The organism is Desulfitobacterium sp. LBE (assembly GCF_007830365.1).
Taxonomy (GTDB): Bacteria; Bacillota; Desulfitobacteriia; order Desulfitobacteriales; family Desulfitobacteriaceae; genus Desulfitobacterium; species Desulfitobacterium hafniense.
Map to the genome: position 1 here is coordinate 4,596,547 of NZ_VLKD01000001.1, position 21,762 is coordinate 4,618,308.

The 21,762-nt window shown below is 43.5% G+C and carries 20 protein-coding genes and 1 pseudogene; 19 read left to right on the forward strand and 2 right to left on the reverse strand.

Annotation, left to right across the window (positions count from 1 at the left end):
* The 9 genes from DESLBE_RS21630 to DESLBE_RS21670 all read left to right on the forward strand — a co-directional run bounded on the left by DESLBE_RS21630 (nt 1) and on the right by DESLBE_RS21670 (nt 9,246).
* A complete protein-coding gene (locus DESLBE_RS21630) occupies nt 1-822 on the forward strand; it encodes a pyruvate, water dikinase regulatory protein (RefSeq protein ID WP_015945133.1) in 822 nt (273 codons plus the stop codon).
* Complete coding sequence (gene ppdK, locus DESLBE_RS21635; RefSeq protein WP_058491230.1) at nt 815-3,463, forward strand: pyruvate, phosphate dikinase; 2,649 nt, start codon at nt 815-817, stop codon at nt 3,461-3,463. Before DESLBE_RS21630 ends, ppdK begins: the two co-directional genes overlap by 8 nt.
* Nucleotides 3,464-3,767: 304 nt before the next feature.
* Nucleotides 3,768-4,058 carry a type II toxin-antitoxin system RelB/DinJ family antitoxin gene (locus DESLBE_RS21640; protein ID WP_144678183.1) on the forward strand — a complete coding sequence of 97 codons (291 nt, stop codon included), beginning with the start codon at nt 3,768-3,770 and terminating at the stop codon, nt 4,056-4,058.
* Between the two features lie 33 nt (nt 4,059-4,091).
* On the forward strand, nt 4,092-4,322 hold the full coding sequence (locus tag DESLBE_RS21645; RefSeq protein ID WP_144678184.1) for a type II toxin-antitoxin system YafQ family toxin: 231 nt from the start codon (nt 4,092-4,094) through the stop codon (nt 4,320-4,322).
* Nucleotides 4,323-4,399: 77 nt separating this feature from the next.
* Entirely contained in the window at nt 4,400-4,909 is a 510-nt protein-coding gene (locus tag DESLBE_RS21650) for an AAA family ATPase (RefSeq protein WP_144678185.1), read from the forward strand.
* Nucleotides 4,910-5,068: 159 nt separating this feature from the next.
* Nucleotides 5,069-5,527 (forward strand): DUF3795 domain-containing protein, encoded by a 459-nt coding sequence (locus DESLBE_RS21655; RefSeq protein ID WP_243131363.1) that lies wholly within the window; start codon nt 5,069-5,071, stop codon nt 5,525-5,527.
* Between the two features lie 229 nt (nt 5,528-5,756).
* Nucleotides 5,757-6,446 carry a hypothetical protein gene (locus DESLBE_RS21660; RefSeq protein WP_058491229.1) on the forward strand — a complete coding sequence of 230 codons (690 nt, stop codon included), beginning with the start codon at nt 5,757-5,759 and terminating at the stop codon, nt 6,444-6,446.
* 179 nt (nt 6,447-6,625) lie between these two features.
* Nucleotides 6,626-7,513, forward strand: a complete 888-nt coding sequence (locus DESLBE_RS21665; RefSeq protein WP_058491228.1) for a hypothetical protein — start codon at nt 6,626-6,628, stop codon at nt 7,511-7,513.
* A gap of 47 nt (nt 7,514-7,560) precedes the next feature.
* Nucleotides 7,561-9,246, forward strand: coding sequence for a hypothetical protein (locus DESLBE_RS21670; RefSeq protein WP_015945128.1), 1,686 nt, complete (start codon nt 7,561-7,563; stop codon nt 9,244-9,246).
* Between the two features lie 67 nt (nt 9,247-9,313).
* Here DESLBE_RS21670 and DESLBE_RS21675 read toward each other — a convergent pair whose 3' ends face one another.
* Both DESLBE_RS21675 and DESLBE_RS21680 read right to left on the reverse strand, forming a co-directional pair.
* Nucleotides 9,314-10,423 carry a radical SAM protein gene (locus tag DESLBE_RS21675; RefSeq protein WP_058491227.1) on the reverse strand — a complete coding sequence of 370 codons (1,110 nt, stop codon included), beginning with the start codon at nt 10,421-10,423 and terminating at the stop codon, nt 9,314-9,316.
* A 73-nt stretch (nt 10,424-10,496) separates the two neighbouring features.
* A complete protein-coding gene (locus tag DESLBE_RS21680) occupies nt 10,497-10,679 on the reverse strand; it encodes a hypothetical protein (RefSeq protein ID WP_005816376.1) in 183 nt (60 codons plus the stop codon).
* Nucleotides 10,680-10,996: 317 nt separating this feature from the next.
* On the opposite strand from DESLBE_RS21680, the pseudogene DESLBE_RS21685 reads away from it, so the two are divergent.
* The 10 genes and pseudogenes from DESLBE_RS21685 (at nt 10,997) to DESLBE_RS21730 (ending at nt 21,607) form a co-directional block, all read left to right on the forward strand.
* Nucleotides 10,997-12,558, forward strand: a pseudogene (locus DESLBE_RS21685) (IS3 family transposase).
* Nucleotides 12,559-12,755: 197 nt separating this feature from the next.
* Complete coding sequence (locus DESLBE_RS21690) at nt 12,756-13,358, forward strand: TetR/AcrR family transcriptional regulator (RefSeq protein ID WP_058491283.1); 603 nt, start codon at nt 12,756-12,758, stop codon at nt 13,356-13,358.
* Between the two features lie 20 nt (nt 13,359-13,378).
* Nucleotides 13,379-15,061: a PEP-utilizing enzyme gene (locus tag DESLBE_RS21695; RefSeq protein ID WP_058491226.1), complete on the forward strand. Its 1,683-nt coding sequence runs from the start codon at nt 13,379-13,381 to the stop codon at nt 15,059-15,061.
* A gap of 46 nt (nt 15,062-15,107) precedes the next feature.
* Nucleotides 15,108-16,016, forward strand: coding sequence for a PEP/pyruvate-binding domain-containing protein (locus DESLBE_RS21700; RefSeq protein ID WP_058491225.1), 909 nt, complete (start codon nt 15,108-15,110; stop codon nt 16,014-16,016).
* Between the two features lie 185 nt (nt 16,017-16,201).
* Nucleotides 16,202-16,651, forward strand: coding sequence for a DUF2975 domain-containing protein (locus DESLBE_RS21705; protein ID WP_144678187.1), 450 nt, complete (start codon nt 16,202-16,204; stop codon nt 16,649-16,651).
* Between the two features lie 10 nt (nt 16,652-16,661).
* Nucleotides 16,662-16,871, forward strand: a complete 210-nt coding sequence (locus tag DESLBE_RS21710; protein ID WP_005816366.1) for a helix-turn-helix transcriptional regulator — start codon at nt 16,662-16,664, stop codon at nt 16,869-16,871.
* Between the two features lie 57 nt (nt 16,872-16,928).
* Nucleotides 16,929-17,999, forward strand: a complete 1,071-nt coding sequence (locus DESLBE_RS21715; RefSeq protein WP_018305763.1) for an FAD-binding protein — start codon at nt 16,929-16,931, stop codon at nt 17,997-17,999.
* A gap of 240 nt (nt 18,000-18,239) precedes the next feature.
* Nucleotides 18,240-19,469, forward strand: a complete 1,230-nt coding sequence (locus DESLBE_RS21720; protein WP_058491222.1) for a YibE/F family protein — start codon at nt 18,240-18,242, stop codon at nt 19,467-19,469.
* A gap of 288 nt (nt 19,470-19,757) precedes the next feature.
* Nucleotides 19,758-20,243 carry a cytochrome c nitrite reductase small subunit gene (gene nrfH / locus DESLBE_RS21725; protein WP_058491221.1) on the forward strand — a complete coding sequence of 162 codons (486 nt, stop codon included), beginning with the start codon at nt 19,758-19,760 and terminating at the stop codon, nt 20,241-20,243.
* Between the two features lie 20 nt (nt 20,244-20,263).
* Nucleotides 20,264-21,607 (forward strand): ammonia-forming cytochrome c nitrite reductase subunit c552, encoded by a 1,344-nt coding sequence (locus DESLBE_RS21730; protein ID WP_011460825.1) that lies wholly within the window; start codon nt 20,264-20,266, stop codon nt 21,605-21,607.
* The last annotated feature ends 155 nt before the right edge of the window (nt 21,608-21,762 follow it).

The following is a 21,762-nucleotide window of genomic DNA, read 5'->3' on the forward strand; positions in this document are numbered from 1 at the left end:
GTGACAAAGGAAATGCCTGTCATATACATAATTTCAGATGCTTTGGGTGAGACGGCTGAATATGTCAGCCGGGCAGCGGCAGCTCAATTTTCGGGGATTCGGACCAAAATCCGCAAGGTACCCTATGTGCAGGATGAAATCCACATTGACGAAATCCTCGAAGAAGCAGCCAAGGAGCAAGCGATTATTGCCTACACCCTTGTGGTAAAAAAACTGCGGAATTATTTAGAAGAAAAAGCCAAAGACTATGGATTGCGAACCGTGGATATTCTCGGCCCTCTGATTAAGATGCTGGCTGATCAGACCGGCCTTTTGCCCAGCTATACCCCTAATGTAACTCATATATTGGATGAACAGTATTTTCGTAAAGTGGATGCCATCGAATTTGCGGTAAAATATGATGATGGCAAGGATCCCCGGGGAGTGCTTTTGGCGGATGTAGTGCTGATCGGAGTGTCCCGGACATCAAAAACTCCCTTAAGCATGTACCTGGCCCATAAAGGCATCAAAGCGGCCAATATTCCGCTGGTCCCTGAAGTCTCTCCGCCGCAGGAGCTTTTCAGAGTTCCCTCACAGAAAGTCATTGGCTTGACGTTAAAGCCGGATCTTTTGAATCAAATTCGCACGGAACGGTTAAGGACTTTAGGATTAGGATCCAGTGCGGACTATGCAAATTATGAGCGCATTGTGGAAGAACTGGAATATGCCCGGGGAATTATGCGTAAAGTAGGTTGCCCGATCATTGATGCCACGGGAAAGGCTATTGAAGAAACGGCATCAAGAATACTAGAGATATTGTATAAGGGGGAGCGAAATGTCTAAGAAGTTTGTTTATTTATTTCGTGAAGGTCAGGCTTCCATGCGGGATTTATTAGGCGGTAAGGGTGCCAATTTGGCAGAGATGACCAATATCGGGCTGCCCGTACCTCCAGGGTTCACCATTACCACAGAAGCATGCAATGACTATTATGCCCTGGGTCGCAACCTGCCGGAAGGACTATGGGAGCAGATTGGTCCGGCTTTAGGAGATATAGAAAAGGCCACAGGGAAAAAATTCGGGGACAAAGACAATCCCCTGTTGGTCTCTGTCCGTTCCGGCGCGAAATTCTCCATGCCCGGTATGATGGATACCATCCTTAATCTCGGACTTAATGATGAGACAGTAGAGGGTCTTGCTGCCTCCACTCAGAATGCCCGTTTTGCCTATGACAGCTACCGGCGTTTTATTCAAATGTTCGGTGATGTGGTGCTGGAAGTAGAGCATCATGAATTTGAGAGAATTCTGGAAGAAGCCAAAGAAAAACAAAATGTCAATTACGACTCGGAGCTTACGGCAGAGAGCCTCAAAGGAGTCGTGGAGGGGTATAAAAGGCTCATTCAGCGCCGTACAGGCAGCCCTTTCCCGTTAGAGCCTATGAAGCAACTGGAACAGGCCATTTTAGCCGTTTTCCGTTCCTGGAACAATGATCGGGCCATTGTCTATCGGAGGATCAATAGCATTCCCGATAATATCGGCACGGCAGTCAATGTGCAATCCATGGTCTTCGGCAACATGGGCAACGACTCCGGTACGGGAGTAGCCTTCACCCGCAATCCCTCCACAGGTGAGAGAGTTCTTTATGGTGAGTATCTTATGAATGCTCAGGGTGAGGATGTGGTGGCAGGTATCCGCACTCCTCAGCCTATCAAAAGCCTCGAAGATGAGAACCAGGCGATTTATGCTCAATTCGTAGAGACCTCCAATAGCCTGGAAGCCCATTATCGGGATATGCAGGATATTGAATTTACCATTGAGCGGGGACGGCTCTATATTCTCCAGACCCGGAATGGGAAACGCACTGCTCCGGCAGCCATCCGCGTCGCCGTGGAGCTGTGCCGGGAAGGAGTTATCTCTAAGGAAGAAGCCATTGCCCGGATTGAGCCTGGTCAGTTAGACCAATTGCTCCACCGCCGTATGGACAGTGAAGCTAAATTAGAGGTTATTGCCAAAGGACTTCCTGCTTCACCGGGGGCAGCCTCCGGCAAGATCGTTTTCGATGCCGATGAGGCTGAGCGCCTGGGTCACACCGGCGAGAAGGTCCTCTTGGTGCGAACTGAGACCACACCGGATGATATCCACGGAATTTTGGCAGCCCAAGGCATTCTGACCAGCCGGGGGGGCATGACCAGCCATGCCGCTGTAGTTGCCCGCCATATGGGTAAACCTGCGGTATGCGGCTGTGAGGCCCTGCGGATTGATTATGCCCATAATACAGTGACTATCGATGGGGTTACTTATCCGGAAGGAACCTTATTCTCCATTGACGGGACGACCGGCCGTGTCATTAAGGGAGCGGTTCCCATGATTGATCCGGAGCTCAGCGAAGAGTTCAAGGAGTTACTGGGCTGGGCTGATGAGATTCGCACACTTAAGGTCCTGGCCAACGCCGATAACCCCCGTGATGCTCAAAAGGCCCGGGATTTTGGAGCCCAGGGCATCGGGCTTTGCCGGACTGAGCATATGTTTATGGATCCGGCCCGTATACCCATCGTTCAGGAAATGATTCTCGCCCAGACTCTGCCGGAAAGAGAAGTAGCCTTAGCGAAACTTCTGCCTATGCAGGAAGAGGATTTCTACGGGATTCTTAAAGTTATGGCCGGGTTCCCGGTAACCATCCGTCTTCTCGATCCTCCCCTCCATGAATTCCTCCCCAATGTCGAGGAACTGGTGGTGGATATCACCAAGCTGAAACTGCAGGGAGATCGTGAAGAAGAACTGAATGAGAAAGAAGTTCTCCTGAGAAAAGTCCGTGCCCTCTCCGAAATGAACCCCATGCTGGGGCATCGGGGCTGCCGTCTGGGGATCACCTTCCCTGAGATCTATGCTATGCAAGCCCGGGCAATTTTCCAGGCAGCGGCCCGCCTTGTCAAGGAAGGCTATGAGATCTATCCGGAGGTTATGATCCCGCTGGTTATTCATGTCAAGGAACTGGCAAAACTCCGCAAAGTCACCGAGGAGGCGGCCCAAACTGTTATGGCAGAACAGGGCGTAACCTTCGCCTATACCATAGGCACCATGATCGAAGTCCCCCGGGCTGCCCTGACCGCCGATGAAGTGGCTACAGCCGCCGATTTCTTCTCCTTTGGCACCAATGACCTGACCCAGACCACCTTAGGCTTCTCCAGGGATGACGCCGAAGGGAAGTTCCTTCCGGCTTATCTGGAGCAAAACATCCTTGAGCACAACCCCTTTGCCGTTCTTGACCGCATTGGCGTGGGCAAGTTGATGAAAATGGGAGTACAACTTGGCCGGGAAGCCAATCCAGGCCTCAAAGTGGGCATCTGCGGTGAGCATGGGGGAGATCCCTCATCCATCGAATTCTGCCACCAAATCGGCCTGAATTATGTGTCTTGTTCACCATTCCGGGTGCCTATCGCTTGCCTGGCTGCGGCCCAGGCGGCTGTAAGCAGCAAGGGGCAATAAAAGTAACCATTAAACAAATATAAACAGGGTATTGCCACTTAATTTTAAGGAGCAGTACCCTGTTTTTTATTGGGTTAGGGAACACTTTTTTGGTTGGATTATGGAACAGTTTTTGATGCGGAAAAGTGGAAATTGGTATATTTATAAAATATAATCAGAGTGTTTATTCCGCTGCTAAATAAGAGATTGCTCTGCTTGCAGCAATTATTCTGTAATTTGTCTGGTTCTATATTGTTAATGGAAATGTGTTAATATGTATATGAAACGTGATACAATGCATATATTAATACAGGAGGTGAACAACATGGCTAAATCGGAAATATTGCATATTAGGGTTGAATCTGGCGTTAAAGCTGGTGTTGAAGCTACGCTTAAAACCTTGGGTCTTTCGACTACCGAAGCTATCAATATTTTCCTTCATCAGGTTATTCTTACTGGAGGGTTGCCCTTCGAGGTCAAAAACCCTCAGTATAACTCCGAAACGCTTGCGGCTATTCAGGAAGCCCGTGATATCATAGCTGGAAAAGTCCCGGCAAAAAGCTATAATACAGTAGCAGAGCTGATGGAGGACTTGAACAGCGATGATGAAGATTAACAGAACCTCTCGCTTCAAAAAGAATACAGGCAAATGCTGAAGCGCGGGTATGATTCCATACTGTTCGAGTATATAGTCGGAGAAATAGCCAATGGTCGGCCATTGGCAGAAAAATATAGTGACCACGCTTTGAAAGGCAGCTTTGAAGGGTTTAGAGAGTGCCATATTCAGCCAGACTGGTTGCTTACTTATATTGCCGAAAACGCCATATTAACTCTGACTCTTACTAGGACAGGCACTCATGCGGATTTGTTCAAGAAATAGGTTGATGTACTCGGTAAATTGGAATTTATCGAGTAGTTTTTAACTAAGGATACTTTGTATTAGGCGGTGATTAGCACATGAAAAAACTGATTTTTATTTGTGGTGCAAGTGGAATAGGTAAGTCGACAATATGCAGTAAGTTATATAGAAAAATGAACAATTCTGCTTTTGTTGATAGTGATTATTGCAGAATGATTTATCCATTTGAGTTTTCTGATGAACTAAAGGCTATTGTCGAGGACAATATGGCTACCATGCTAATCAATTATCTTAAATGCTCAAGTATAGAGAATATAATATTTTTATACGGGTTTCACGGCCCAAGAAAGCAAATATTTAGTAATATAATGACTAAGTTAGCCGATACGGGTATACCCTATGCATTTGTACCAGTTATTTTAGAATGTGAACTGGAAGAAAACATTAGAAGAGCACGGAATGATGGTAGAGATGAAACACGAATAAAATTCGGTATAGAAAATTCAAGAGATGTTTATAATCCTTATGATTATTCACGTCTTGATATAACACACCTCACTGTTGATGAAGCCGTTGGGAAAATAATCAACGTGATTAACCATATTTAATTGGCATATCATGGGTTTGACAAATTCTAATTTGCCTGTCAGTATTATCAAATGTCCCATAATGTGAAAAAATGAGATTGGTGGTATTTGATATGAGATTTACACCGATGATATCCATAATGTGAAAATATTCTTATGGCTATTTGGAGGCTTATGATAATGGATAAAGATTTAACTTCGTTTTGCGGCTTATGGTGTAATGATTGCATCCCTGGAAATGAAAAACTGTATGCGTTGGCATCAGAACTATATCAATTACTTATGGATATTGATTTTAAAGACTATGTAAAAATTAAATCGCAAAAAGTTGCCGAGTTTAGGGATTATGATATATTTATCAATGTATTAGAGGCTTTTGAAAAGTTGCATTGTTACAATTACTGCCGAAAAGGCCCTTGTTCGGAAGCTGGGTGTGCTCAATCCTGTAAAGTCCGTGTTTGTGCAATTAAAAAAGGACTTGAGGGCTGCTGGGAATGTAATGCATATTTTTCATGCGAATACATAGCGGAAATGCAATTATTTCATCCTGATATTAAACATAACTTAGCTATGATTAAAGAACTTGGTACAGATAATTGGAAAGAACGTAGAGGAAGACACTATAATTGGAGCAAGTAATTAGGGATTAGATTTACCCCATAGAGCGGGAATATTAACACTTAATATTTATAAGGGTAAGTATCCTATTTTGTTGTATACACTAGTTAAAGTCTCTATTGAAGGGTGACGACAAAAGCGTTACAGTATTATTAGAAGAAGGCTAACATGGAGAAAACTACGACCTTGAATTTAAGTTACTCCTGACGTGGAAAGAATTCAAAGATTATTATCATTGGAGAGGAAAATGATGAGACTTAGGTTATTAGTTATAATATTTATTTTGACTTTTTTACTTAACGGATGTAATAAAGCCGAAGACAATACATATCAATTAGATTATTTTGAAGTAATTAAAGTTAAGGTAGATAACCTGCATTTGGATAATAGTTGTAAAATTTTTGAAGAAAAAAGAATTGATAATGGAGTTAGTGTATTTCTTTATAAGGATAATGAAAACCATCAAATAAACGGTGGGATTAGTTTAAAAGATAAATCTTATGATCTAGGTGAAGTGTCAGTCGATAACACACCGGACGATTTAATGGGAATTGAAGAAGTCCAGGTGTTTGGAAAGAAGGCAGTAAAGATTTATGGGATTTTGGGTGCCAATTATGCCCAGGCATTTTATCTTCTTGTTGAAGAAAATTTAGAAGAATCAATATTACAAGAATCAATAATACAAATAGAAGGGTATACAGTGGAAATTGATTTAGACGATGATGGCAAGAAGGAAATAGTTTCAACTTTAGGCACAATTCCCGAGACAAAAATATTCACGTTTAAAAATGGCACAATATATGGGTCTGATATTAATAAATCTATTGGGGCAAAATCGGTATTATTGCAAGATAACGATAAAAAATTATTTCAAGTGTACTTCGAGTCAAACAAACCAGAGCAATATGTGTATCATGAAGGTTCTCTTTTGAAAAAGTAGAATTCTTATTTAAAAAATAGAACACTTTTTGAAACAAAATCAACCGGAACATTTAATGTGTTTCGGTTGATTTTGTTTTCCTGTATCTATGATTAATAGGGGGAATTGGTTAGAGTATGGCGAAGTAAAAAGCATTAAGGTGCAAAAATCATTTTGACGCCTCACAAAGGAGGATGCAGATGAAAAGGTCATTGTTCGCGCTGTTGCTTATCTTGGGATTGTTAAGCCTTTTTGGTTGCGGAAATATTATGAATAGCGATGAGAATACAATTCAGAATACAGATGTTACAGTCATCGAAACTGACTTATTGTTTAATGTTGAAGACGTAGCCGACGCTTTTAATGTAACAGAGTCATTTTATTTTCCTGACAGAGAAGCGCTGTTGAAATTGAATGAAGTAGAGCCCAAGGGTTTTTACTATCTCGATGGTGTGCTTCTGGTTTATATTTTTACGAGCGAAGAAGAGTGCGTCAAGGCTATCAAAAATATTAATGAAATACTTACGGAAGAGAAACTTCTGGACGCAGCGACACTGTATTTTAAGCAAGCGGATTTTGAGCCTGTTGTCTATAAAGCCAATAATGCATTGGCAGCTTATGTACCGAGATATACAATACGCACGAAAATGAATCAATCCATGGAACGATTGTCATTTATGAAAGAAGCAAGAGGGAAAGGCCTTACCACTAGAATGTTAAATACTTTGGGCAACTTGGGATATTCAGAGCAAGAAATATTAGATTTACCACAAGAGGATATTGAGCTAATCTTTGCGCCGGGAACTCATCTGGATGGAATGGGATTCGACCCTGATGATGTACAAAAAAGCGAACTCAGTAAGGTTGGGATAGATATGGGTATGAGCGTTATCCTGTTCAACCTGGGTTATGAATATGAGGAAATGTTGGCACTATCTCCTGAAGAGCTTGACTTTATATTCCCGAATGCAGAACTGATAGCTAACTTGGCGGAAAAGGGATTTGATAAGCAGGAAGTCCAAACGTGGGTAGTAAACGAGTCAGGAAGAACATATAAGGAGTTAATTAAAGAAGCGTTAGAAAGGTAATGTAGAAGTGAAATTGGTATGGCTATTGGATTGGAGGGCAGTAAACCATGTCAGCGGAATTAAAAGAATTCAATACCTTAAAACTAAATTTAGAAGACTTTATTGAACTATTGAATCAAGTCTACACAAACGAAGAGCTAAATTCATACAAGCGTGATTATGTAGACAAATACTATAAGCGATCCTTAAAGCTGGATGAGTACATGACCCTCAACAGAGAATCCTCTTCGGGAGAATACTGGTACAATTTTATCAATAATTCTACTCAGATTTCACAAACAAAGGTCTATAAAGGCAAAAGAATTACGGACTTATTCTTTAGTCAAGTGATTTTCTGTTTTAAAAGCCCTAGAAATTTTAGTGACTGTAAGAACTTTAGAAAGGATTTTCCGCAAAGGAACAGTGTGGAAAAGAAATCGGCAGAACGGGTCATAAACTATTTTTTGTGCATTCCTTTGCAAAGTATCGTAAAGGGAGAAGACCCCAAAGCAGCTAAAGCCAACCAACCCATAAATGATAACGATCTAATCGAAAAACACATTATAAGTACCAACTTGAGGGCAGAGAGAAATTTTTTTAAGCTGCTTATAGAGAAAATGGAGAAGAAAGCGGAACTCTCACTGGGTGAGGTAAGGCGAGCGCTCCAAGGGAACGCCGCGAAAGATATCTGCTTTTTGTTCCCGAAAGCGTTTCCATGCTATTTAAAAGCCAAAAAAGTTATTTACAATTTGGAAGAGGCCATGAAAACTATTAATAGTACATCCTATACTTATGCCCATTACTTTCAGCTGCAGGATGAGGTAACAGATGCACTCTTGCAGGTCATGGAGCATGTGGTACTCCCCATGGCCCTGGTAAGGAAATCAAACTATAAAGCAAGCTTCTTCGATTATCTTATGGACTATTGGCTGGAGTTAGAATATAAGCCGGTTCAGCGTATGCTTCTAAAAATGGTCTGCCTGGCAGACGCAAGGGGAGAGCTACATGTCACCAAAGATGAATTGCTGCAACTGATGGGAGATGGCAAGTACCAAGAGTACTTATCCGCCTACCTTATGGAAAAGAATCCAGCGAGTCAAAGTCAATTTGCCAATGATCAGCTGTTTCAATCTTTACTACGAGTCAAGGATAAAGAAAATGAAAAAGTTTACTTAGAGTTTTCTATCGGGGATTATCTTGAGCATTTTGAAAAGAATGGGGTTCAACTTACTCAGGAAGAGGACTTGATGGTCAAAAAATTGGCACAGCTCACGGATTCCACCACTCTGCCCATGGAGGGCTACCCTACCTTTTGCTTTGCGGAGAATGGATATGCAAAGGCGCTGGTCCAACAAGTAAAGGAGGATGAAATTACTCTGCACGTTGACTTTAACGCCTTGATTTTAGAGGGTGAGGTTATCTACCCCGTTCCCAAATTTGCCGGCCTGTGCTATTCATTTATACCCCCGAAAGACTACTCTTTATATAGTCATTTTCTATTTAGTACTCTTTCACCAGAAGATGATATTGCCGCCATAAACGTCGAATTTAAGAATGAGGGCAGACGGGCGCAGTTCACTTTTCAAGTGGATATGCAAAAGGAGCTTACGGCTCAGACACTGGATCTCAAAAGAATTCCAATCAATATTATTGAGAACATACAGGAAATCTGCTTTGTCTTTACCCTCTCCTCCTTCCGGGACATCAAGAGCCGGAAAGGTATACTAAAACTATCCGGTGTTCGCTTCATGTAGAAAAACGAAAACGAGCTTGCCTTCCCCGCTCAGCAAGCCCGTTAAGGATTAATGTCGTCATAAATAATCAGGAACATGACTCATGAAGCAACTTGGTTCCTTTTAAAACATAGTACTCTTCAGGTGTCAGCTCTTCAGGAGTTGGGTGGTGATGAATGATTTGCGTTGCCCTGAACTGTGCGGAAGCGTCAATGCAAGCACGGTAGAAGGCGCATAGAGACTGATCACGCCTGCCCATACTGCCTCTTTGAATATAGTTGCTGCCATAGCATGTCGGACAGATGGGCAGGTATGGACAGCCTGTGCACTCAGCACAGACAAAAGTAGCAGTTTGCTTGAAGTCAATGGATTCATAGATCTGCTCGCGGCTTGTTTCGTTTGCCAAGGGGGTGAAGCACTGGCATGGGTATAGAGTACCGTCCACAAAGTAAGCCTTCATAGATTCGCCACAGCCGCACCACTTTTCCTCACGGGGAAGCTCCCGGCATAGGGCATGGATGGGGTAATCAAGAAGGAAAGCAAGGGGAAACTCTGGATTTGCCTTGTAAAAAACCATAAGCTTTTTTAATTCCCGCTCCAAGATGGGGAGGTCGGTCTCTTTTATCCAGTTGATACCTTGGGCAAAAGTCGAAGTGACTTTAAAGCCCTTTCGATGTAGGAAAATAATGCCGTCTGCGAGATGGGGAAGCGTCTGCCGGCTGATAGTCATCTTGACAGGCTGGTCCGGCCAAGCCTTGGCGAAGAAATCCACGTTGATTTGGTCATAGGAGTTATTCCGGTTTTGGTTGTGCATGCCGGGGGTCCCATCAAGACTTAAGCTGCACCAGAAAGTTCTTCTGTTGGACCACAACCAGTTTGCCACGTCACCATGTATATGAAGTCCATTGGTAGTGGTAAAACATAGATATTTCTTTGGCCAGGTCTTGCTGTGCAGATAGTCATGGGCTCTTTTGATAAGTGGAAAATTTAAAAAAGGCTCTCCACCGAAAAAATCAAAAATGATTTCTTCGTATCCGTCATCAGCGGCCATTTCTTCGTCAATGATCGATTTTGCTGTAGCAAAGGTCATTTCCTCGGATGTTTTGTATTTTTCATAACAGTATACGCAGTTTAGAGAACAACGATTGGTGACAATCATCATGACATTCTTGCGAACGCCTTGCCTGATTTCGCCCATAAATAAGCACCTCCTCTTGGTGGAGGTCCTCCCTCACATCTCTTTTTTGAGGGAGGACCTTCGAACTTGATAATTACAGGAGTAAAACACAGCTGGATTTCAGGCTTTCATATTCACATGTGCCGGTACATTCTCCCGCGCATGATCCTCCGCAGGGGCAACCTTTGGCTCCCGCTAGAATGTATTGGGGCAGGTCCTCATTCACGATGAGAAGTTCGGAGAGTTTGTCCAAAAGCTCATTTTCAAGCTTAAACATGTCAACACCTCCCTTCTGACCTTCTATGGAAGCGGGCCCTTTCCATAGCCTTATTATTTCATGCCGCGGTGGGAATAAACAGGCCACTGGCGCGGTTAAAAATACTCAAAAAGAGTATTAAAAGTACTAAAAATACTATGGCTGGTTATGTAGCAAGCGGGGCATTGTCTCTTAAGGATTTTAAGGACTTTAAGGGCAGCACCCCGTTTTTGCTTAGTTGCAGCCAATGTTTTCGGATTATCCCCCTATGTTAGCATAGTTGTCATAGGCCTCCGAGAGAAGTATAGTGAGTTAAGAGAACTCGGAGGAGGAGAACAATGGCAAAGTATAGCGATGAATTTAAGCATTCAATTATGTTAAAGATGATGCCACCACAGAATCAATCCGTCAGTGCAATTGCAAGGGAAACTGGTTTATCAGAAGCCACCCTGCATGTGTGGAGAAGACAAGCTAGAGCCAAGGGTATGGCTGTTCCCGGCGGGGAACAGGAAGTTGAGCGTTGGAGCACTCAAGATAAGTTCCTGATTGTCATGGAGACTGCTCTCCTTAGTGAAGTGGAAATGGCTGAGTACTGCCGGGGCAAAGGGCTATATGTTGAACAGGTTCAAGCTTGGCGTGATGCCTGTATGCAGGCCAATGGAGGAGTTGCCCAAGAAGCGTCACGTCTTCAGAAAGATCTGCGAGAGAGAGAACGAGAGATTAAGAAATTGGAGCAGGAGCTTCGTCGTAAGGAATCAGCTCTTGCGGAGACTGCAGCCTTGTTAGTTCTAAGAAAAAAGGCAAATGCGATTTGGGGGGACAGCGAGGACGCTTGATCAGCGCCTCGGATCGCAAAAAGGCCATCATGCTGATTAAAGAAGCCACTCAGGCCGGTGCCAGAGAAACGATGGCTTGCAATGAATTGGGGATAAGTCGACGCACTTTACAACGTTGGAGAAGTGAAACAACTCCTCTAGAGGATCAACGACCTTTTGTCAAGCGGCCTTCTCCGCGGAATAAGCTAACTCAAGAAGAAACCCGAGAAATTGTCTCTGTTGTGAATCAACCGGAATATCAGAGTCTTCCACCCAGTCAGATTGTTCCAATGCTCGCAGATCAAGGAATCTACATAGCATCCGAATCGACATTCTACCGCACCTTAAGGCATCATAATCTCCAGCATCATCGGGGTCGTAGTAAAGCTCCCATTAGTAAACCTATTTCAACTCATTGTGCTACTGGACCAAATCAGGTCTGGATGTGGGATATAACATGGTTACCCGGTCCTGCTAGAGGCATTTACTTCTATCTTTATTTAATTCTGGATTTGTTTAGCCGCAAAATCGTTGCGTGGGATATCTGGGTGGAAGAATCCGCTGAAAACGCGAGTCAATTGGTGCGGCGTGCCGCCTTGTCAGAGCAACGTTCCGTGCCGTTAAAGCCGCTTATTCTCCATTCTGACAATGGGAGTCCAATGAAAGGAGCCTCCCTATTAGAGACCTTGTATCAACTTGGGATCACTCCCTCAAGGAGCCGTCCTCGGGTGAGTAATGATAATCCCTACGCAGAATCTATTTTCAAAACCTGCAAGTATCGGCCGAATTATCCTTCAGCAGGATTTGCTGATTTGACCCAGGCAAGAACATGGGTATTCGATTTTGTGCGGTGGTATAACCTCGAACATAGACATAGTGGTCTGAAGTTCTTAACACCGCATCAACGACACACTGGAATGGACCAAACTATTCTCGAAAGGCGACATAAACTCTATGAAGCAGCTAAGGCGGCCCATCCGGAGCGCTGGTCGCGTGATGTTCGCAATTGGAGTTTGAAGCAAGAGGTATGGCTCAATCCAGAGAGTATTAAACCTGAAAATATTAAGGAGAAGAAATTCCCTTAACTTATATGTGAATCTTGGGGTTTAGCGACAACTATGTTGACAAACACCGTTATCCAAATGGGGATACTTTTTTAAGGTTTGACAGGAGAATTATTTTAAAATATAATGAACTTAGCCATTTTGTGTACAGTGTCTATAAAAATGACGATGTCCATAATTCTCAGCAATTTCTTTTTGATGGAGGTGAAAAAGGAATAGTGAAGTTAAGGGAAAAACAAAAAGCAGAAGTTAAATCCGCCCTTATACGGGCCGGTGAAGAGCTTTTCGGAAACAAGGGGTTTACGGAAACAACAGTCGAAGAGATCACTGCCGCGGCCGGTGTAGCCAGAGGAACCTTCTATAATTATTTTCAGACGAAAGAAGATTTGGCGCTGGAGATATTTTACGAAACAGAAGGATTGACAACAGAGCAAGTTGACGATTTTTTTGCCACGACTTTAGGGACAGAGAATCAAATTCAGACTATCATAACGATTGCTGTCGAGTGGACGCTGAGAAAACCTGAGCTTTTTCTGGTTATTTTAATTGAAAAAATGAAGCGCGGGTCAACGCCGGAACATGCTAACGGGACTCTCTTCAGAAGGCTGATCACAGAGGCTTTTGAACGTGGCCAGATGGCTGGCGTGGTAACCAGGGAGCGACTGGCACAAGAGCTTGCCCATGATATCGATGGATTATATATGGTTCACATGGTGAGATGGTACCATTATGGCAAGCAGGGCGATCTCTTATCCATTCTTCTAGCCGCTGTTAACACCTACTTATCGGGTGCGATAGTAAAACAGAAGACATCCTATTGAAATGTGGGGAGGTAGAAGATATGCCCCTTTGGGAAGCTAAGGGATTCTGGATGCGGGATAGTATTCATTGGCCGAGACCGGTACACCCGCTTTTTGTTTCTTATGGGCTTAATCCAGTGGAGATTGGCTCAGTTCACGCTTTTGAGGAATTTTCCATCCCATCCCTTAAATATGAATATCTTGTTCTCCATGGCTATGTCTTTCAGCGTATTGTATCCATTGGGGGAGATCCTCCGCCTGTTATGGAGCGGTTTCCTTTTCTCTTTCATTTGTGGCGGATTAATCCGCTGCTCCGCAGCCGGGTCTTGGGTTTTGAAAAGTTTCTCAGGGAAAAAGGGTTTGAGAATCACGTTCGTGCCTGGCAGGACGTATGGGAACCAGAAGCTCAGGAGCGTCTCAAGCCGATTCGGAACTTTGATCGTGCCAAGGCCGGCCTGGAAGAGCTGGCCAACCAGCTTGAGCGATGCTATGACTATTTATGCTGGGCGTGGAATCCACATAATAAAGTCGTTATGGTCGGTATGTATATCCGTGAACGCTGGCTGGAAGTGTGTAAAAGATTGTTCAATCTGACGGAATTTGAAGCCTACGAATTAGTTCAGATGAACGATCCTGCGGTCTTTAATACAATGAATCGCCTCTTGACCTTGGCACGGCGTGCTGCTGCAGACCCCGCGATTAAGGATAGCTTGTCTCTGCCAAGTGAAAAAGCGCTTGAGCAGCTGGCCAATACTTGGTTTGGGGAAGAACTCGAGGGATTCATAGAAGCGGAAGGGGATCGGCCTGCCGACGGCTTTGAATTTGGACCCACTTGGCGGGAAATGCCGGAGATGGTGGTGGGGATTATCAAGTCCTTAATGGGCGCAGATTACCCAACCACTGAAGACTCTGATTTCCAGGCATACCGGCTGGGGCGGGTCAATGAACTCCGCAGCACTTTAGCCGGACGAGAGAGGGAGGAGTTCGGCACCTGGCTTGAATTAGCAGAGCAAGTTCAACCGCTGAGTGAAATCCATGACTATTTATTGATGACTGTTCCCCTTTGTCATACCCGTTATGCCGCTCTTGAGGCTGGCAAAAGATTGGTTCAGAAAGGTATTCTGGATGGCTCTGAGGACACTTTATTTCTATACCGTGAGGAATTACTCTCGGCGCTAAGAGAAAATAGCCTCCATCCTGATTTAAAGGGATTGGTGGCCAAGCGGAAAGCTGAGCATAGCCGAAATTACTCCCTAATGCCGCCTCAAACCATTGGCAAAGCGCCCATGGTCCCCCCTTTGCATGTATTTCCGCCTATTGCGGCGGAGGGGATGAAGATTTTTCTGAAACAATATTCCCTCATTGAGGTACAAAAAGAAGTGCCGCTGGAACTGTCTGCCGAGGGGGAGTTATTTGGCACCCCGGGTTCTCCGGGTGTTGCCGAAGGACCGGTGCGGATTATCCATACGGCTGAAGAGTTCCACTTGGTTCAAGAAGGTGAGGTTTTAGTCTGCCCGCTTACCACGCCGACGTGGACGGTATTATTTCCGTATGTGGCAGCGTTAATCACCGACTCTGGGGGCGCATTGTCCCATGCGGCCATCGTTTCCCGGGAATACAGACTCCCTTCCGTGGTGGGAACGATTAACGGAACGAAGCTGCTGCATAATGGACAACGGGTTCGTGTGGACGGAGCGGCCGGAGTGATTCAAGTCCTGGATTAATAGATAAAGTGATATAACTAAACGGAACTAAACGGAGAATAATGAGATGAGATATGTGCGGCTGCTTCAAGAATTAAAAAAAGAAGACCTAGCCTTAGCCGGCGGCAAAGGAGCTAACCTGGGTGAACTAGTGGTGGCTGGGATGAAAGTACCCCAGGGTTTTGTCTTGACTGTTGAGGGATACCGTCGCTGTGTCAAGAATATCTCTTTACCGCAAATTAAGGTCACTGACTTACACACGTTACAAGAGGCAACATCTAAAATTCGGGTGGAAATAGAGAACACTGACCTACCCAATGAGGTCGCGGAAGAAGTTCTGGAAACTTATCGGGGGATGGGGAGTCCTGAGGTCGCCGTCCGTTCCTCTGCTACAGCTGAAGATCTTCCTGGTGCAAGTTTTGCAGGGCAACAAGAAACCTATCTTAACATCCAGGGGGAAAGTGAAGTTCTTAAGGCGATAAAGAAGTGCTGGGCTTCACTTTGGACTCCCCGGGCTGTGCAGTATCGTTCACTAAAAGGATTTGGAGAGAGTGAAGTTGCTCTGGCGGTGATCATTCAGGAAATGGCGCCACATGAAGTTTCGGGAGTGGTCTTTACAGTTAATCCTCTTTCGAATGATCCCTGTGAGCTGCTTATTAATGCCACCTACGGCGTTGGTGAGGCGTTGGTTCAGGGAGAAATAGTTCCTGATCAATGGCTGGCCAGACGTCCTGACGGCGCGGTTCTTCAATTCACTCCTGCTCCCAGAAGGGAACAATCTTCTTTGCCCTTCATGCGTACGCAGTACCCTGCCCGAGGGTGCTTAACTTCCCAACAGGTTCGGGAGTTGGTTCGTTTATGCCTTGGCATAGAGGAGCATTTCAATGGAGTGCCTCAGGATATCGAGTGGAGCTATGGCTTAGGGGAATTTCACCTGCTGCAAAGCCGGCCGATTACGACACTTAAGGTCAATTGATTTGCCGGGATGATTCCAGACACAAAACGTCATCTTTTTATAAGGTATTGGCACTTGATTTTTAATTAAGGGAATTAAGTGCCAATGCCTTATTTCATATCTTGAGATGCAATATAAATTTATTGCAAAACGATAAATGCTGTGTTAGATTAAAGCTGGAACTAAACTTATGAGGTGCTTATAGTATGAAAGGAACAACACTTTTTTTAAAGATAGCTGTGCTCCTTATTGGAATTCCGGTTCTGGCTCTGTGTATATTCTGGTTGCCTTCATTTGCAGGTTATTTGCCCAATCTTGTTTTAATCGGTGTGTATGGGGCGGCGGCAGCGTTCTTCTTTGCTCTGTATCAGGCTTTAAAACTTTTAAGCTATATTGATCAGAACAAAGCGTTCTCGGAATTATCCGTATCTGCTTTAAAAAATATAAAGAACTGTGCCATCACCATCAGTATTATCTATGCTGGAATCCTACCTCTCCTGATACCCATAGCTGAAGCAGACGACGCCCCGGGCCTGGCAGCATTCCCCTGCATCATTATTTTCGGCGCTTCTGTGATTGCAGTCTTTGCCGCCGTTCTGCAAAGGCTTTTAAAAGAAGCTATAGACATAAAATCCGAAAATGATTTAACTGTCTGAGGTGAATAATATGGCGATTGTAATCAATATTGATGTCATGTTGGCGAAAAGAAAAATGAGTGTAACAGAGCTTACAGAGAAGGTTGGTATAACCATGGCGAATCTTTCTATATTGAAAAATGGCAAGGCAAAAGCCATAAGGTTTTCAACTTTGGAAGCAATATGTAAAGCCTTGGAATGTCAACCGGGTGATATTCTGGAATATAGAAAGGATAGTTAACTTATCTGCTGAAGGTTGGTTTAAGATTTCATTATTAAAATTTATGAGGTAGACGCAATGTATGATGTTCTTATTATAGGGGCGGGCCCGGCAGGCTCTAGTCTTGCGCGATTAATTGGTGACAAATATAAGGTTTTATTAATAGATAAACGGGACTTGGCCAATGAGAATCCCCACAATCTTGCCGGAAAATGCTGCGGAGGATTATTAGCCCCTGATGCCCAGAAAATGATTGCAAAGCTGGGCTTAGGAATACCTAAAGATATTCTGGTTAATCCGCAGCTTTTTGCTGTAAGAACCATTGATTTAACAAATAATCTGGAGAGGCTCTATCAGAGATTCTATCTGAATATGGATAGGGAGAAATTTGATAGATGGTTGGTTTCTATACTCCCGAAAAAAGTTGATAAAAAGTTTAATTCGGTTTTTAAAGGCTTTGTTGAAATACCGGGCGGATATGAAATTAGGTATATTCATAACGGACAAGAAATATCGGCCAAGACAAAAGCTATTATTGGTGCTGATGGGGCTTTTTCAAAGTTAAGAAGGTTTCTTAATCAAGATATCAATAGTCCTGAAAAGTATATTGCAATTCAGGAATGGTATGAATGTCCCCATCATGTCCCCTATTTTACAGCAATTTTTGATGAAGAAATAAGTGATTTTTACTCTTGGATCATACCAAAGGAGAATTATCTGTTATTAGGTTCGGCTCTTAAACCTAAGGAGAAGGCCAGGGAAAAGTATGAACTGTTAAAAACAAAACTAACCCAGCGGGGCTTTAATTTTGATAACAAAATAAGGACAGAGGGCGCATATCTCTATAGGCCGAAAAAGGTATCACAGTTTTATGCAGGCAGGGATAGCATAGCCCTGGTGGGAGAAGCGGCAGGTGGGATTAGCCCCAGCTCTGCAGAAGGAATCAGCTACGCATTAAAGAGCTCTGCATATTTAGCTCAGAGTCTTGAAGAGGGAATCGATGGATTTCTGGATAGATATAAACTTAAGGTAAAGGGTATCAAATTAAATCTACTTCTTAAAAATTTAAAATCCCCGGCTATGTATAATCCATTGCTCAGACAGTTGGCTATGAAATCAGGTCTGCAAAGTATTGATAGAACAGAGTAAGTCGAATCAGTAAATTGACTGGTTACAGGATTGGTCTATGTATCAGAAGAACAGGGTATCCCGTCGTTTCAGACGGAATACCCTGTTCTTGCCTGTAGGATCAAAAGTATCATTTTAGATATGGGCACGGCGTTATTAAGAAAATTCATTAAAATAGACAGTTTGGCCAAGAACGGGTAAACTTAAACTGTAAAGAAGAGAAAAGAATTCCAACTTATTCACAAGAAATTGAGGTGTATCATGGATAGAAGAGAAGTACGAAAAGGGAGAGTTTTACAAAAGAAAAGCAAATTAGAGCTGCTGATTTACATAGCGACGATTATCTTTTCTGTATTATTTCTTTTTATCGGGAACAGTGTTGCGACTAAAGGGTTAACCGTTTTCAACGGTGACGATTTCGGTGAGACGGTTGTCAAGGCAAAGATTGAAGCGATTACGGACAGAATCTCAGACGATTACAGCCTTGCCGGTGATACCACCATGGTTAAAAATGTTCAGGTGACCTTTGAAGCAACCCTGCTCGATGGCGAAGAAAAAGGGGAAAGGGTAACGGGGACTCAGATCATCGACGGCATGCTTAATATAGGCACACCGGAAGTTGAGCAGGGCGACAAGGTTTTGCTTGTCGCTTATGAAGGTCAGCCAGAAATGGAATGGCAGTTCATGGAATTTGTCAGAACGGATAAACTTCTCATCTTCGGCCTTCTTTTTATCCTCGCGTTGTTAGTGTTCGGCGGTATCAAAGGGCTGAACACCATACTTTCCCTTGTTTTTACCTGTGCCGCCATTTTTATGGTGTTCATTCCAGCCATTCTTTCCGGGAAGAATATTTATTTATCAGCCATAGTGATCTGCTTGTATACGATTGTTGCCACCTATCTGATTATCAATGGGTTTAACAAAAAAACCCTCACAGCCATTCTGGGCTGCTTTGGCGGAATCCTTGTATCCGGAATATTAACCATTATTGTCAATAGGGTTCTTGAGTTAACAGGATATGTAGATGAGGAATCCATTTATTTGACCTATATATCAACCGGGACGCCCATAGATTTAAAGGCCATTATTTTTGCGGCAATCCTCATCGGTGCTTTAGGTGCAATAATGGACGTTTCAATGTCAATATCATCATCTCTTTGGGAAGTGAAAGAAAAGTCAGGAGCTACTTCTTTCAATACTTTATTCAGATCGGGAATGAATATCGGACGGGACGTCATGGGAACGATGGCCAATACCCTTATTCTTGCCTACATAGGAAGTTCTCTTTCTATTGTGTTGCTGCTCAGCGCGTACAGTACATCTTTAATATATCTACTGAACCGGGAAATGATTGTTGTAGAAATTCTGCAGGCGCTGGTAGGCAGCTTTGGGATCTTGTTTGCCATGCCCCTCACTTCCTTTATCTGTGCGATAATATATAAAGAAAACAGTGAACGGATTCATGATGAACCAAGTGTTAAAATCGAATAGGATTTATGAGCCAATCAGAAATAAAAAATGACCTCTAAACACAACAATCTGACCTGACCAGGGTTCGGATTGTTGTGTTTTTCAGTTACCGTGCCATAACTTAAGTCGTAAATTGATCTTATTTCGGGAATAAACGCAAAATTTAGGAGTGATTCCAGTTGTTAAGAATATGTTAATAAATTGTGATGAATTTGTTAATTGGTTTACAAGCTTATATTTCTTATAATTTTAATGAATAGGTCCAGGCGAAATAGGACACCATGGGAGATTTGGGAAAGGAGGTAAGATATGAATAGCGGAGTTGAGCAAGAAAAAACCGGTGTCCCAGGCGGAAAAAGGAAAAAAATCCCTAAACTGTATCTCATCGTAGGCCTTTTTATAGGATTGTTCGCCATACTTATTATTGGAGTACAAGGAGTGCATGCCTTAACAAAAGATTCAAGTTATTGTGTCTCTTGTCATGTTATGGAACCTGTTTATGGAACTTGGAGCCATTCATCCCACCGGGAAATAGCCGGTTGTAACGATTGTCATACGGATCAAACCAATTATGTAACCAAGAGCTATACCAAGATTACGGCAGGGGTTCAACACCTTTACCACAATACCTTCAGTGATCTGCCCGACAGTATTCGCATTAAAGATGGGAGTACGGAGCTGGTGCAGGATAACTGCTTAAGATGCCATGAGGACGTGGTAAGGAATGTCAATATGGATTCCAGCCGACGATGTTTTGATTGTCACCGCTATACCCCTCATAGCAACTATCGATAGAAAGAAAGGAAGGTAAGATTGTGAGAAAAGGTAAAATACTCATAGGATTGCTGGCTGCAATGATCATCAGCATAGTTGCCGTTGGCTGCTCATCGAAAACCTCGCAGCCCGTTGCTTTTCGGGCTGAAATCGCTCCTGGAACCTTATCTGTCGACGAGTACGCCAAGTATTATCCTAAACAATACGATACATTCATGAAAACTGCAGAAATGTCCAATGAAGGCAGCAAATATGGCGGTTCCGAAGAATTTGATAAGCTGACCCAGTGGCCCTTTTTGAAAGAGATTTTCGCCGGTTATGGATTTGCTATTGAATACAATGAAGATCGTGGCCATAACTACACCATTGAAGATGTCACCAAAATCAAACGAATTAATGAAAAAAGCATTGCATCTTGCTGGACCTGCAAATCGGCTAATGTAGCCGGTGTTGTCGAAGAGATGGGCGATGCCTATTATGGTGCTAATTTCCATGATCTGAAGGGTAAAATGACAGAAGGCATTACTTGCGCCAATTGTCATGATCCTCAGACTATGAATTTGGTCATTACCCAGCCACCCTTGCGGGATACTCTCACCCGCTTGGGCAAAGATCCGGACAAGTTGACCACTCAAGAACTTCGCACCATGGTGTGTGCACAATGCCATGTTGAATACTATTTCGCTGGCGATAAGAAAATTGTCACCTTCCCTTGGGATAAGGGCCTTACCCCCACTGACGTCCTGGAATATTATGAAGAAAAGGATTTCTCCGACTGGACACATGCGAAAGCCGGTGTGCGTGAAATCAAGGCTCAGCATCCTGAATATGAAACCTTTATGGGCAGTACCCACGCTGAAGCCGGTTTATCCTGTGCAGACTGCCATATGCCTTACACTATGAACGGCGGCGAAAAGATCTCCTCTCACTGGTGGACCAGCCCTCTTAAGCATATGAATGAGAGCTGCCTGACTTGCCATAGAGAAGGGGAGGAAGCGCTTAAAGAAAGAGTATTCTATACTCAGGACAAAGTTGCCGATATGATGGCTAAAGTAGGAAATGTCACTGTAGAAGCACTTGAAGCCATTGCTGAAGCCGACGCTAAAGGCGGAAACCAAGATGCTCTTAAAGAAGCCCGTGCCTTGCAGCGTAAAGGTCAATTCCTGGTGGATTGGGTTGGAGCAGAAAACTCCATGGGCTTCCATAATCCTCAGTTAATCATGGAAACCCTGAATACTTCCATGGACTATGCTTATCAGGCTATCAATAAGGCTACCGAGTCTATAACCGGTGTCGCAGCTCCTAAATGGGATGTAGAGGCTCCCAAAACCAACACAGAAACCATGAAAGTGTTACATGACAAGGAAAACGCCCCTAAGTCATAAGCAAAATCACCTGATACCCCTTTTAAAAGGACCTTCGCTATCCGAAATATGATAGCGAAGGTTTTTTTGTTTGCTTTTTGCGGTTGAATAGTTACGCAATTGTTATTATAATTAAGCGTGATTATTAATGCTCGGGAAAACTTAAATAAGAATAT

Excerpts from the sequence above, each read along its gene's own strand:
- ppdK (WP_058491230.1), top strand. The coding sequence starts at position 815 with ATGTCTAAGAAGTTTGTTTATTTATTTCGTGAAGGTCAGGCTTCCATG.
- DESLBE_RS21640 (WP_144678183.1), top strand. The coding sequence starts at position 3,768 with ATGGCTAAATCGGAAATATTGCATATTAGGGTTGAATCTGGCGTTAAA.
- DESLBE_RS21645 (WP_144678184.1), top strand. The coding sequence starts at position 4,092 with ATGCTGAAGCGCGGGTATGATTCCATACTGTTCGAGTATATAGTCGGA.
- DESLBE_RS21650 (WP_144678185.1), top strand. The coding sequence starts at position 4,400 with ATGAAAAAACTGATTTTTATTTGTGGTGCAAGTGGAATAGGTAAGTCG.
- DESLBE_RS21655 (WP_243131363.1), top strand. The coding sequence starts at position 5,069 with ATGGATAAAGATTTAACTTCGTTTTGCGGCTTATGGTGTAATGATTGC.
- DESLBE_RS21660 (WP_058491229.1), top strand. The coding sequence starts at position 5,757 with ATGAGACTTAGGTTATTAGTTATAATATTTATTTTGACTTTTTTACTT.
- DESLBE_RS21665 (WP_058491228.1), top strand. The coding sequence starts at position 6,626 with ATGAAAAGGTCATTGTTCGCGCTGTTGCTTATCTTGGGATTGTTAAGC.
- DESLBE_RS21670 (WP_015945128.1), top strand. The coding sequence starts at position 7,561 with ATGTCAGCGGAATTAAAAGAATTCAATACCTTAAAACTAAATTTAGAA.
- DESLBE_RS21675 (WP_058491227.1), bottom strand. The coding sequence starts at position 10,423 with ATGGGCGAAATCAGGCAAGGCGTTCGCAAGAATGTCATGATGATTGTC.
- DESLBE_RS21680 (WP_005816376.1), bottom strand. The coding sequence starts at position 10,679 with ATGTTTAAGCTTGAAAATGAGCTTTTGGACAAACTCTCCGAACTTCTC.
- DESLBE_RS21695 (WP_058491226.1), top strand. The coding sequence starts at position 13,379 with ATGCCCCTTTGGGAAGCTAAGGGATTCTGGATGCGGGATAGTATTCAT.
- DESLBE_RS21700 (WP_058491225.1), top strand. The coding sequence starts at position 15,108 with ATGAGATATGTGCGGCTGCTTCAAGAATTAAAAAAAGAAGACCTAGCC.
- DESLBE_RS21705 (WP_144678187.1), top strand. The coding sequence starts at position 16,202 with ATGAAAGGAACAACACTTTTTTTAAAGATAGCTGTGCTCCTTATTGGA.
- DESLBE_RS21710 (WP_005816366.1), top strand. The coding sequence starts at position 16,662 with ATGGCGATTGTAATCAATATTGATGTCATGTTGGCGAAAAGAAAAATG.
- DESLBE_RS21715 (WP_018305763.1), top strand. The coding sequence starts at position 16,929 with ATGTATGATGTTCTTATTATAGGGGCGGGCCCGGCAGGCTCTAGTCTT.
- DESLBE_RS21720 (WP_058491222.1), top strand. The coding sequence starts at position 18,240 with ATGGATAGAAGAGAAGTACGAAAAGGGAGAGTTTTACAAAAGAAAAGC.
- nrfH (WP_058491221.1), top strand. The coding sequence starts at position 19,758 with ATGAATAGCGGAGTTGAGCAAGAAAAAACCGGTGTCCCAGGCGGAAAA.